The 11,432-nt window shown below is 35.5% G+C and carries 13 protein-coding genes and 2 tRNA genes; 12 read left to right on the forward strand and 3 right to left on the reverse strand.

The window, feature by feature from the left end:
• Nucleotides 1–41: 41 nt before the first annotated feature.
• The 4 genes from BUR19_RS12265 (at nucleotide 42) to BUR19_RS12280 (ending at nucleotide 3,030) form a co-directional block, all read left to right on the forward strand.
• Entirely contained in the window at nucleotides 42–1,112 is a 1,071-nt protein-coding gene (locus tag BUR19_RS12265; protein ID WP_074235758.1) for a calcium:proton antiporter, read from the forward strand.
• A gap of 237 nt (nucleotides 1,113–1,349) precedes the next feature.
• Entirely contained in the window at nucleotides 1,350–1,853 is a 504-nt protein-coding gene (locus BUR19_RS12270; RefSeq protein ID WP_074235759.1) for a GNAT family N-acetyltransferase, read from the forward strand.
• Between the two features lie 194 nt (nucleotides 1,854–2,047).
• Nucleotides 2,048–2,560, forward strand: a complete 513-nt coding sequence (locus BUR19_RS12275) for a GNAT family N-acetyltransferase (protein ID WP_074235760.1) — start codon at nucleotides 2,048–2,050, stop codon at nucleotides 2,558–2,560.
• A gap of 2 nt (nucleotides 2,561–2,562) precedes the next feature.
• The gene (locus BUR19_RS12280) at nucleotides 2,563–3,030 is read left to right on the forward strand and encodes a GyrI-like domain-containing protein (RefSeq protein ID WP_074235761.1); all 468 of its coding nucleotides are present in this window, start codon (nucleotides 2,563–2,565) and stop codon (nucleotides 3,028–3,030) included.
• Nucleotides 3,031–3,248: 218 nt separating this feature from the next.
• On the opposite strand, the gene bcp is transcribed toward BUR19_RS12280, so the two are convergent.
• Nucleotides 3,249–3,695 (reverse strand): thioredoxin-dependent thiol peroxidase, encoded by a 447-nt coding sequence (gene bcp / locus BUR19_RS12285; protein WP_074235762.1) that lies wholly within the window; start codon nucleotides 3,693–3,695, stop codon nucleotides 3,249–3,251.
• Nucleotides 3,696–3,731: 36 nt separating this feature from the next.
• Between bcp and BUR19_RS12290 the strand changes: the two genes are divergently transcribed.
• Complete coding sequence (locus BUR19_RS12290) at nucleotides 3,732–4,358, forward strand: endonuclease III domain-containing protein (protein WP_074235763.1); 627 nt, start codon at nucleotides 3,732–3,734, stop codon at nucleotides 4,356–4,358.
• Here the strand turns inward: BUR19_RS12290 and BUR19_RS12295 are convergent.
• Both BUR19_RS12295 and BUR19_RS12300 read right to left on the reverse strand, forming a co-directional pair.
• A complete protein-coding gene (locus BUR19_RS12295) occupies nucleotides 4,355–4,951 on the reverse strand; it encodes an HPP family protein (RefSeq protein ID WP_083600802.1) in 597 nt (198 codons plus the stop codon). The two genes, BUR19_RS12290 and BUR19_RS12295, sit on opposite strands and share 4 nt — an antisense overlap.
• 4 nt (nucleotides 4,952–4,955) lie before the next feature.
• Nucleotides 4,956–6,752: a DUF885 domain-containing protein gene (locus BUR19_RS12300; protein ID WP_074236472.1), complete on the reverse strand. Its 1,797-nt coding sequence runs from the start codon at nucleotides 6,750–6,752 to the stop codon at nucleotides 4,956–4,958.
• Between the two features lie 215 nt (nucleotides 6,753–6,967).
• Here BUR19_RS12300 and BUR19_RS12305 point away from each other — a divergent pair, with 215 nt between their 5' ends.
• The 7 genes from BUR19_RS12305 (at nucleotide 6,968) to BUR19_RS12335 (ending at nucleotide 11,340) form a co-directional block, all read left to right on the forward strand.
• Nucleotides 6,968–7,426: a hypothetical protein gene (locus BUR19_RS12305; RefSeq protein WP_074235765.1), complete on the forward strand. Its 459-nt coding sequence runs from the start codon at nucleotides 6,968–6,970 to the stop codon at nucleotides 7,424–7,426.
• Between the two features lie 74 nt (nucleotides 7,427–7,500).
• Complete coding sequence (locus BUR19_RS12310; RefSeq protein ID WP_245799077.1) at nucleotides 7,501–8,430, forward strand: ferric siderophore ABC transporter substrate-binding protein; 930 nt, start codon at nucleotides 7,501–7,503, stop codon at nucleotides 8,428–8,430.
• 102 nt (nucleotides 8,431–8,532) lie between these two features.
• Nucleotides 8,533–9,174: a MotA/TolQ/ExbB proton channel family protein gene (locus BUR19_RS12315; RefSeq protein WP_074235766.1), complete on the forward strand. Its 642-nt coding sequence runs from the start codon at nucleotides 8,533–8,535 to the stop codon at nucleotides 9,172–9,174.
• Nucleotide 9,175: 1 nt separating this feature from the next.
• A complete protein-coding gene (locus BUR19_RS12320; RefSeq protein ID WP_074235767.1) occupies nucleotides 9,176–9,820 on the forward strand; it encodes a hypothetical protein in 645 nt (214 codons plus the stop codon).
• Between the two features lie 54 nt (nucleotides 9,821–9,874).
• A complete protein-coding gene (locus BUR19_RS12325) occupies nucleotides 9,875–11,107 on the forward strand; it encodes a bifunctional folylpolyglutamate synthase/dihydrofolate synthase (protein WP_074235768.1) in 1,233 nt (410 codons plus the stop codon).
• A 50-nt stretch (nucleotides 11,108–11,157) separates the two neighbouring features.
• Nucleotides 11,158–11,232, forward strand: a tRNA-Val gene (locus BUR19_RS12330).
• 33 nt (nucleotides 11,233–11,265) lie between these two features.
• A tRNA-Val gene (locus tag BUR19_RS12335) sits at nucleotides 11,266–11,340 on the forward strand.
• Nucleotides 11,341–11,432 lie beyond the last annotated feature (92 nt).

Genomic DNA, 11,432 nt, shown 5'->3' on the forward strand with positions numbered 1-11,432 from the left:
CATTTTCAGTAATTTTTTGTAAATTAGAGAAATCATTTTTTATGAGTTTAAAAACCCTACTTCATTGGTCCTTTATTTTCCCGCTTTTATCATTAATTTACTATCTACTTGGTGTTACAGACGACAGTCCGTTGTTGGCTGTATTAGGTGGCGTTTTGTTAATCACTTCCGTTTTAGGAGCCGTTCATCACGCAGAAGTTGTAGCTCATAAAGTAGGCGAACCATTCGGAACAATCATTCTTGCGATAGCCATTACAGTTCTGGAAGTAGGATTAATTGTTTCCTTAATGGTAGCCGGAGGAAAAGAAACGCACACACTCGCAAGAGATACCGTTTTCGCAGCAGTAATGTTGATTTTAAATGGAATTCTAGGTGCTTGTCTTTTAGTAGGCGGCATCAAATTCAAAGAACAATTCTTTGCCAGAACTTCCGGAAATATGGCGTTGATAAGTCTCGTTGCAATTGTCGTAATGACTTTGATTTTACCCAATTATACCACCAGCGAACTTTCAGCAACATTTAGCAAAGCACAATTGATATTCTTTTCCGTCGCGTCTCTCGTGATTTACAGTACATTTTTGATGGTACAAACCGTGAGACACAGAAATTACTTTCTTCCGGAAAACGATGATGAACCACACGCAGAACCACCAACCAACTTCGAAAGTACAATGAGCTTGATTTTCCTGATTATCTGTTTGGGCGTTGTTGTATTTTTAGCAAAAGCATTGTCTCCGCAAATAGAAAATATGGTTCATAATTTTGGGGCACCACAAGCATTAGTCGGGGTAATCATTGCAGCTGTTGTCCTTTTACCGGAAGGAATGGCGGCGATAAAAGCAGCAAGAAGAAATCAATTTCAAACAAGCTTAAATCTGGCTTTAGGTTCAGCTATTGCGAGTATCGGATTGACGATTCCTTGCGTTGCAGTAGTTTCTATTATTTACGAAATGCCTTTATTACTTGGACTCGATATCAAATCAATGGTTTTACTTGCACTGTCGCTTTACACCGTGATGCTATCCTTAAACCGGGGAAAAACCAACATTCTTTACGGCGTTGTACTTTTGGTTAATCTCTTCGCCTATATTTTTACCGTTATCGTTCCTTAAATTTTATATTTGATTAATGAATCTCCGGAAAAAAGCAGAACTTACTTTTTTCATTTCGCTTTTCATCTGCAGCAATTTGTTGTGTCGGTCTGAGGCTCTCGAAGATCAATAAGACTCAAAAATCTTCAGATTTTTTCCCTATAATTAACCTCGCCAACTCAATAGTTTAAGTTAAATCAAAAATTATTGACCCGAAATCTTTAAATTTAAAAAATATTTAAGATTATTAAAACTAATATGAAAACCTTCGAAACCGAACGATTAAGAATGAAAGTCGCAGACCTAGACGATGCAGATTTCTTTCTAGAATTATATAATTTACCTTCATTCATCAAACATATTGGCGACCGAAAGCTCTGCACCAAACAAGATGCAGAACAATATATTAAGGACAGATTTCTCCCTCACATTGAAAAATTAGGTTACGGAAATTATGTTGTGATTCATAAAGAACTTGACAAAAAAATCGGTGCTGTTGGCGTATTTGTTCGAGAAGGTATCGAAGTTCCTGATATTGGTTTTTCTTTCTTTCCGGATTATGAAGGTAAAGGGTTTGCTTATGAATCAGCTTCGAAACTGAAAGAATTAGTCGCCACTAATTTCGGTTTGACAAAAATCTCGGCAATGACTTCTGACGAAAATATTTCTTCTCAAAAACTAATTGAAAGACTAGGATTGAAATTCCAGAAATATGTCATTTTCCCCGATGACAATGAGGAGTTGAGATATTATGAAAATTAAATTTTGAATTAAAAAAACGCAAAGCAACAAAAGCTTACTTGATAAAATCAATATGTTTTTAAGGCACTAAGAAAATGTAAAATTAAAAAAAACGAAGATTTTCTTTGTGCTTTAAATCTTTCAATAATTTTAATTAATTTGTGCCTTGTGTTTAACATTAAACTATCAAAATTTAATTCCACAAACTACTACTGATGTCAAAAACTTACGAAACAGAACGCCTTATCATAAAGCTTGTCGATATCGATGATGCTGAATTTATGATGCAATTGGTCAACACAGAAAAATGGCTGAAAAATATTGGCGATAGAAATATTCACAGTCTTGAGGACGCTCAGAAATATATCCGCGAAAAGAATCTACCCAATATTGAAAGACTTGGCTATGGAAATTGTGTTATAATTCTGAAATCCAACAATGCGAAAATTGGAACTGTTGGTTTATATGACAGGGAAGGGATTGACGGCGTTGACATTGGTTTTGCATTTTTGGAAGAATATGAGGGAAAAGGTTACGCGTACGAATCCGCCAAAAAAGTGATGGATATCGGAATCAATGATTTTGGAATTAAAAAAGTCAGCGCAATAACTTTACCAGAGAATTTCTCTTCAATTAAATTAATTGAAAAATTGGGACTGAAATTCAAAGAAGTGGTAAGAATTCCGAATGATGATGTTGATCTTAATCTCTATGAACTCAATTTATAATAATGAATTTACCACACCGCATCGAAATTATTGAATCAAAAAAACTGATTGGATTCAGCATTAAAACTTCTTTTCAGGATGATAAAACACCTATTATCTGGAAGAAATTGATGATGAGAAGAAATGAAATCACCAATCGAATTCCGAATCGATTATTCTCGCTTCAAATCTATCCGGAGAATTTTACACCGAATCAAACTTTCACAAAATATGCTTTGGCTGAAGTCTCTAATTATGATAATATTCCAAATGATTTTGAGTTGTTTGACTTAGAAAGTGGAAAATATCTTGTTTTTAATTACAAAGGAAAAGCGGAAAACGGACCGGAACTTTTCCGATATCTATTTCAAAATTTCATTCCGGAAAATCAATTTGAAATTGACAACAGACCTCATTTTGAAATTTTCGGAGACCATTATAATCCGAATGACGATTCTGCTGAGGAAGAGATTTGGATTCCGATAAAATAGTTATTCTGTAATCTCGATGATATTATTTTCCGGATCCAGAATGACGCTTTCTTAATAGCCGTCGCCAGTCGTTCTTGGTTCAACAATGATTTCAAAACCGTCATTTCTAAGTTCTTCAAATCATCACCACCTATAATCTCAAAATCAGGGATTACATTGTTTTTATAAACCTTTTGGTTTCTATCTATCACATAATCTGTTGACAGATTAAGATTTAATTATTCTAAAATTTGTGCAGCGTGGTCTTTGGTTTTCACTTTGTCAATAACCTGAGTACAAATTCCGTTTTCATCAAAAACAAAAGTCGTTCTCACGATTCCCATAAACTCTCTTCCCATAAATTTCTTCAGCTGCCAAACTCCGAATTTGTCAATGATGTCGTGATTTTCATCTGCAATGACATCAAATGGCAAATCATTTTTATCACTGAAATTCTTCTGACGCTTCACAGAATCCGCACTCACTCCTAATAATTGAAAACCTTTCTTTTTCAAATCCGAATAATTATCTCTCAAATTACAAGCCTCGGCAGTACAACCAGGTGTGCTTGCTTTCGGATAAAAGAAAACAACCAATTTTTTGCCTTTTAGTTTTTCTGAATCAATATTTTTTCCTTCCTGATTAATTCCAATAAATTCTGGTAAAGAATCGCCAACGTTCAACATAATTTCTATTTTTGTTGAGACAAATTTACCATCAAAATGACGAAAAAGCAAAGAGCAAAAATAGTTCAGGAAGAATTAGAAAAATTATATCCCGAAGTTCCGATTCCGCTGGAACACAAAGACGCTTATACTCTGATGGTTGCAGTCGCACTTTCTGCACAGACGACCGACAAAAAAGTGAATCAAATCACGCCAGGACTTTTCGCTGTTGCTGATACGCCTGAAAAAATGGCCAAGCTGAACGTTGAAGAAATTAAAGAATTACTAAATGGACTTGGACTCACAAATAACAAAGCGAAAAACCTTAAAAAAATGGCAGAAGTCTTGGTGGAAAAATACAATTCTGTAGTACCACAAACTTATGAAGAATTGGAAAATCTGGCTGGTGTTGGTCACAAAACAGCTTCGGTGGTGATGAGTCAGGGATTTGGCTTTCCGGCGTTTCCAGTTGATACGCATATCCACAGATTGATGACACAATGGAAATTAACCTCAGGAAAAAATGTTGTTGAAACCGAAAGAGATGCAAAAAGTCTCTGGGATGAAAGCGTTTGGAACAAATTGCACCTTCAGATTATTTTTTACGGACGAGAATATTCTCCAGCGAGAGGTAATAAGGAAAAGGATTTTATTACGAAACTTTTGTTTCCTGAAAAAGCTTAATGTTTTCTCTTCAACATTCTCCTCATATGAAAATATTTGTTTTGCTTAATATGATGCGGATATTTCCTTCCTTTCGGAATATTATTGAAAATCAAAGCCATTAACAACAAAATCAAAACGCCACTCATAACCGGCGATACGGCATACCAATAACCCAAAGCTTGAATTTTCCCAGCTGGAAGAACTGCAATCAAAGCCGTTGCACCACCCGGCGGATGCATTGTTTTCGTAATCTGCATCACAACAATAGAAGAAGCGACTGCAATAGAAGCATTCAACCAAAGAATATCCGGCAAGAATTTATAAGCCGTCACACCAACTAAAGCGGATAAAACGTGTCCGCCAATCAGATTTCTGGGTTGAGCTAAAGGACTATTCACAGCGCCATAAACCAAAACACTGGATGCTCCGAATGAGCCAATCAGAAAAACATTTTCAATCTCGGTCAAATGTTGTGACTGCAAAAAAGCAATCAATCCAATCCCGAAAAAAGCACCTAAAAATGACCAAAAATGGTCTTTGAAATCAACTAAGGTTTCCTGATAGAAGATATATTTTGTATGTCTAAGTCTTCTTCTAATATGTTTCCTCATCATTTTATTTCTTTGCCCAAAGTTCCATTTTACGTTCCAAAACTTCTAGTGGAAGACAACCTTGACTTAAAACCTCATCGTGGAAAGATGCTAAATTGAATTTCTTTCCTTGTTCTTTTTGATATTTATTTCTCAACTCACGGATTTTCATTGCACCCGTTTTATAACTCAAAGCTTGTCCAGGCAAAGCCATATAACGCTCCACTTCTGCGGTTGCGCCTGCTTCATCATAAGCGACATTGCTCAAGAAATATTTAATCGCTTCTTCGCGAGACATTTGTCCTGTGTGAATTCCAGTATCAATCACGAGGCGAACTGCTCTCAGCATTTCATCACTCAAAGAACCCATTTTTTGATAAGGGTCGGTATAAAGTCCAAATTCTGAACCTAGCGATTCACAGTACAAAGCCCATCCTTCGCCGTAAGCACCGATCCAACCGAATCTCATAAACTTAGGCAACTTGGTATTTTCCTGTTGCAGAGAAACCTGATAATGATGTCCAGGAATCGCTTCGTGAAGGAAAAGAGATTCCATCCCGGAAGTCACATTGAATTTTGTTGGATCAGGAATCGGTATATAAAAAATCCCGGGACGTTTCCCGTCGGCACTTCCCTGAATGTATTCCGCACTGGCGCTGGCTTCACGGTATTTTTCGGTTTGACGAATTTCAAAAGGTGTTTTCGGCGTTACATTGAACATCGTTTTCAACTTCGGCGTGATTTTATCTAGGATGGATTGAAATCCTGCCAACACTTCTGCCGAAGTTTTATAAGGCATTGCTTTTGGGTCGGTTTTTACATAATTCAGGAAATCTTCCAAAGAACCTTTGAAGCCGACTTGAGCTTTCACTTTTTCCATATCATTTCTGAGTCTTTCAACTTCAGAAAGTCCGGTTTTATGGATTTCTTCTGGTGTTTTATTAGTTGTTGTCCAGCTTTTCACATAATAAGCATAGATATTATTTCCGTTTGGTAAAGCTCCATAACCATCTGTCGTTCTAGCTTTTGGCAAATATTCTTTTTCTAAGAAATCCGCCATTTTAAGATAAGCGGGAATCAATTTATTCTTAATCGCATCTTGGTAAAGCTTGGTATATTTGTTCGCAATAACAGGTTTGAAATCTTTCGGAAGGTTTTTTATAGGACCGTAGAAAATATTTTTATCGATTTCGAAAGTTGTGATTTCATCGGCTTTCATTTGTGGAATCATTTTTACAACCAAGGATTTTGGAAGAACAACATTATTTTTAATTCCTAACCTGAAATTCTGAATAGCAGAATCCATCCAAAGAGGAAATTCATCAACTCTTTTCAACCAATTATCATAATCTTTTTCGGTTTTAAAAGGCTGAATTCCGCTTCCACTTCCTAACATAGGAAAAGTCAGAGGCAAACCATCGAATTGTGTAAAAGGAATATATTCTGGATGATAAGCATAACGCTCTTGTTTGTCGATCAATGTATACTCAAGAACATCAAAAACTACTTTCCGATCATTATCCAAACTATTATAATCAATCGACTTTAATTGATTCTGAACCGAATTATAAAATGCAATTTCTTTTTTGATAAAATCCTGGCTCAGGTTATTCGGCAAAAGATCATTATATCTTTCGTCTCCTTGTGAAGTAGCTTCCAGAGGATATAATTTCAAATATTCTTCGTAATAATTAGCTGCGATAGAATCCAAATCAGAAGTACTGAATCCTTCATTCTTCACCATCGGAGAATCTCCTTTTTTACAGGATATAATATTGATAGACAATCCTATGAGCAGCAATATTTTGTAAAAAAATTTCATTTTGTCAATTTTGTAGTGTAAATATAATATTTTAAAGTCAGGAATCCACCCTCTCATTTGCAGGGCAAAGTCATCATATATTAACAAAACATCAACAGACACACCAATTCTTATGATTATTATCAAAAATAATTAATAAAAATTTTTCAAATTCATTCTATTTTTTATCTTTGTTCAGCACAATTAAAAATTTATAATAATCTATTATCCTTAAAATGAAAGGAATCTTAAAGATTTATCACCCAGAGGAAACTCTGAAATATTTCATCGATAGCACTTATTGCAAGTCCGTTTATATCAACTCGCAGAATTTTTTGGAAGTTGAGATTATCACAAACGACTCATTGGACCACGTGGACGATGATTCTTTACAATACAATTTCCCGCAATTATCTTTAGACATTATAGAATTTCCTGTTACAACATCTGAATTAGAAGGACAAACGTTCATTATTGAGGATACAGATGATGAAGTTTTCACAGAAGTTGACCTTTTTGATGATGAAGAGGCATTCTTGTTCGAGAATGAACTGAAGTTTGATAAAAATGAAACCGGTGACCTTCAGCTTTCTTGGACAGGACAAATCACTGATTTCTATACTGGTTCTGAAAACCCTATCCCTTTCAAATTAAAATGCCACTTCCGTCCGGATGAGATAGAAGTTGACGATTAATCCTTTCCGAAAATAATATTTATATTTACGAATCGTTATAAAAACAATATTATAACGCTAACAAGCCATTGCCAATGTATCAGGACCTGGATGATATTATTTTCGAAGAAAGACATAAAGCTTACGGCGCTTATGCATTCCGCAAACATTATGATTTTACGCTTACCAAGGCTTTGGTAGTCGGTATTTTCCTGTTCTCTGTTTTATTTTTTCTTCCGGCTTCTTTAATCAAAACTAAAAAAGCAACTGCTGTTAATAGTGAGAGTATTATTCCTGTAGAATTGACAGAAATGCGCATCAATTATGGCGATAACCGAAATGGAAAAGGTGCTGAAGAACCGAAAGAGGAAGAAGGAAGTCCAGCTCCAATCGTTGAAAAGAAAGAAGAAAAGGAAGTTGTAACAGAAGTTGCTAAAGCTTCAAAAGAAAAAGTAGAAAAAGACATTCCTGAAAATACAGTTCCTATCCCAACCAGAACCAAAAATCCACCGGTAGCAACTAAAAAAGCTAATGATAAGACCAACTCTCCTGCTGTTGCCAATTCTACGAAAACATTAACCGGAAAGACGAATACAAAAGGTGATATCAAAAAAGAAAATGCGACTGGAGACGGAAAAGGGAATGCTGCTATCGGGAATCTATTGAAAGGACGAGGAACAAAATCTGGCTCACAGGGCAACGGAACCGGACCTGGAAATTATGGCGACCCTCTTGGCGGAGACGGCGATGGAAATAGTTTAATCGGAATTGATAGAAAATTAACAGGTTTCATTCCTGGAACAATGGGAAGAGGCGGCGCACAACCAAATCACGATTGCTCTGCAAGTGGAAGTATTACAATTTCTTATACTGTCGACAAGTCCGGAAAAGTCACTTCCGCAAGGAGATTAAGCGGTGTTTCTGACCCTTGTGTAATGAATACGGCTGTAAGTTGGGTAAAACAATACGTGAAAGCCGAAGCGGCAAATGTCTCGTCCAAAGGAACTTATAAGATTACTTTTTAAAATTCCTATTAATAATCATTTTTCATAAATTCCTTCATAATCTATTCGGATTAATCATTAACTAATTCATAAATTTGAAACTATAAAATAACAGACAAAACTATGGCAAATCAAAATATTTCTATTTGGGAATTCCTTTTTGGTGGAGGCTTACTGAGCGTTTCTCTTATCATCATTTTAATGTTTTCGGGAATTGCAGCCATTGTTTTTTTTGGACAGAAATTATACGCTCTCAACAGAGAAAATCAAGTTGACCCTTATCTTCTGAAAAACGTCAATGATCTTCTGAATGATGGCAGAATCCAATCTGCTGTAGATTTTTGCAGAAGAGACAATTCGCCGGAATCCAGAAGTGTAGAAAAAGGACTTTCCAGATTGGGAAGACCTGTAAGCGAAATTGCCAACGCAATGGAAACACACGCTCAGATAGAACTTAACAAAGCAGAAAAGAATATCAATTATTTAGCAACACTCTCCGGTGCAGCACCAATGCTGGGACTTCTTGGTGGTGTTTTGATTTTGGCTTCGACTTTCGGAACTTTATCAAAAACTGAAGCTGTTATTGCTCAAAACCTTTTAGCTGCTGATTTTTACAAAGCTTTAGCGCCTTCTGTTGTTGGTCTTATCGTTGGATTTTTGTCTTATATTTTTCATAATATTTTGGTTGGAAAGGTTGATTATCTGTTGATGAAAATTCAGTATCACACCAATGAGTTTCTAGACATCATCAACAAACCTTCTTAAGATGAAATTCCGAAGAAGAACAAAAAAATTATCCGGTTTGCTAATTGCGTTTTACGTAGTTGCGCTCTTATTTTTTGTGCTTTTATTTTCATTCAATTCTCTTTATTACAAAGCTTCTGAGCAACCAAAATCTGTCATTATAGAAACTCCAAAACCAATAGAAGAACCGAAAGCAGATTCTGTTGCAGAACCAGAAATCTATGTTCCAGATGTGGAAGTTTTACCTCCCGATACAGTTGCTCTAGCAAAAGAAATACCTGCAGTAGTAAAAGAAGAAAAGAAGGAAACACCAAAAACTGAGAAAGAAGACAAGAAACTCGCCAAAAAAGACGAGAAAAAAGAGACTGCAACTCCAGATTCTAAGGATGATAAAATCACTAAAATAGGGAAAGACAGAATTCTTACAGGCTTCATTCCTGGAACAATGGGAAAAGCTGGAAAATTACCTTCTCACAATTGTAAAACCAAAGGTCAGTTGGTAATGTTCATCACGGTTGATAAAGCTGGAAATGTGACCAATGCAGGACGAAGCAGCGGAATCAAAGATGCTTGTAATATCACAGCCGCTGTGATTTGGACAAAACAATATGTGAAAGCCAAAAAATCTCAAAATATTTCTCAGGGAACTTACACTATTAATTTTTAGATTTTTATTCTTTTTAATTCTCCTTATTTTTAAATTTGTATTTCATTTTGAAATATGACTTCACAAGAATATCAGGAAGCTTTAGACTGGCTTTTTGTTCAGGTTCCAAACTACCAAATTGATGGCGAAAAAGCCTATAAACCAGGTCTGGATAACATCAAAAAGCTTTGTGATTTTTTCGGAAATCCACAGGATAAAATCAAAACAATCCATATTGGCGGAACCAATGGTAAAGGTTCAACGAGTAATATGCTGGCTTCGGTTCTTCAGGAATCTGGTTATAAAACCGGACTTTATAATTCGCCACATTTGATTGATTTCACAGAAAGAATCAAAATCAATGGAAAGAATTGTGATAAAAAATTTGTTTACGATTTTATCCTAAAACTTAAGCATTTACCAGAAGATATTCGGCCTTCTTTTTTTGAATTTACGACGATAATGGCTTTCGAATATTTTTATCAGCAAAATGTTGATTTTGCAATCATCGAAGTTGGCTTGGGCGGACGATTGGATTCTACAAACATCATCAAACCTTTGGTTTCAGCCATCACCAATGTTCAACTTGACCATCAGAATATTTTAGGCGACACGATTGAAAAAATTACTTTTGAGAAAGCTGGAATCATCAAAGAAAATATTGCAATAATTTCTGGAGATGAAAATCCCATTGTAAAGGAAATTATCCGACAAAAAGCAATTGAAGTCAAAGCTGATTTTATTGATGCAACAGAGATTAAAACAGATTTAGTTTCAGATTTAAAAGGTAACTATCAGAAGAAAAATATCAGAGTAGTTTTGGCTTTGGTTAATGAATTAAAGAAACAAGGACTTAACATTACTGATGAAAATCTAAAATCAGGACTTTTGAATGTTCATCAAAACACAAAATTCATCGGTCGTTGGTTTGAGTTTTCAAAACAACCTTTAACCATTTGTGATACAGGACACAATCAAGCTGGTTTGGAAGAAGTTTTCAAACAACTCAATGAATATTCACAACAAAAACATATTGTTTTAGGATTTGTGAATGACAAAAAAATCGATGAAGTCATTCCAATGTTGCCTTCGGAAGCTCGATTCTATTTTGTGAAACCAAGCGTTAGCAGAGGAAGACATCCAGAAGATTATGAAGATTTACTCAAAAAATCTAATTTGAATTATAAAATTTTCGATTCGGTTCAAACTGGCTATCTTGCTGCAAAACAGAATTGTAAAGAAGACGAAATGATTTTTGTAGGCGGAAGCAACTTTGTAGTGGGAGATTTTTTAGAAAAAAATTTGTGAATATAGTTATAAGTTGTATATTTGCACCACTCAAAACGGTAACACGTTGCGGGCTCTTAGCTCAGTTGGTTCAGAGCATCTGGTTTACACCCAGAGGGTCGGGGGTTCGAATCCCTCAGGGCCCACAAAAAGGAAACAACCTTTTTAAAAAAAATTAAGGGCTCTTAGCTCAGTTGGTTCAGAGCATCTGGTTTACACCCAGAGGGTCGGGGGTTCGAATCCCTCAGGGCCCACCCTTCAAAAGAAAATCTCAGAGAAATCTGAGATTTTTTTATTTATATCCTATTCTTCTTCAATTTCGATTTTTAAAAATCTTGTTCTTAAA

It is taken from the genome of Epilithonimonas zeae, from assembly GCF_900141765.1.
Lineage (GTDB): Bacteria > Bacteroidota > Bacteroidia > Flavobacteriales > Weeksellaceae > Epilithonimonas > Epilithonimonas zeae.

Excerpts from the sequence above, each read along its gene's own strand:
- BUR19_RS12280 (WP_074235761.1), top strand. The coding sequence starts at position 2,563 with ATGAATTTACCACACCGCATCGAAATTATTGAATCAAAAAAACTGATT.
- BUR19_RS12325 (WP_074235768.1), top strand. The coding sequence starts at position 9,875 with ATGACTTCACAAGAATATCAGGAAGCTTTAGACTGGCTTTTTGTTCAG.
- BUR19_RS12295 (WP_083600802.1), bottom strand. The coding sequence starts at position 4,951 with ATGAGGAAACATATTAGAAGAAGACTTAGACATACAAAATATATCTTC.
- BUR19_RS12300 (WP_074236472.1), bottom strand. The coding sequence starts at position 6,752 with ATGAAATTTTTTTACAAAATATTGCTGCTCATAGGATTGTCTATCAAT.
- BUR19_RS12290 (WP_074235763.1), top strand. The coding sequence starts at position 3,732 with ATGACGAAAAAGCAAAGAGCAAAAATAGTTCAGGAAGAATTAGAAAAA.
- BUR19_RS12265 (WP_074235758.1), top strand. The coding sequence starts at position 42 with ATGAGTTTAAAAACCCTACTTCATTGGTCCTTTATTTTCCCGCTTTTA.
- BUR19_RS12315 (WP_074235766.1), top strand. The coding sequence starts at position 8,533 with ATGGCAAATCAAAATATTTCTATTTGGGAATTCCTTTTTGGTGGAGGC.
- BUR19_RS12310 (WP_245799077.1), top strand. The coding sequence starts at position 7,501 with ATGTATCAGGACCTGGATGATATTATTTTCGAAGAAAGACATAAAGCT.
- BUR19_RS12305 (WP_074235765.1), top strand. The coding sequence starts at position 6,968 with ATGAAAGGAATCTTAAAGATTTATCACCCAGAGGAAACTCTGAAATAT.
- BUR19_RS12320 (WP_074235767.1), top strand. The coding sequence starts at position 9,176 with ATGAAATTCCGAAGAAGAACAAAAAAATTATCCGGTTTGCTAATTGCG.
- bcp (WP_074235762.1), bottom strand. The coding sequence starts at position 3,695 with ATGTTGAACGTTGGCGATTCTTTACCAGAATTTATTGGAATTAATCAG.
- BUR19_RS12270 (WP_074235759.1), top strand. The coding sequence starts at position 1,350 with ATGAAAACCTTCGAAACCGAACGATTAAGAATGAAAGTCGCAGACCTA.
- BUR19_RS12275 (WP_074235760.1), top strand. The coding sequence starts at position 2,048 with ATGTCAAAAACTTACGAAACAGAACGCCTTATCATAAAGCTTGTCGAT.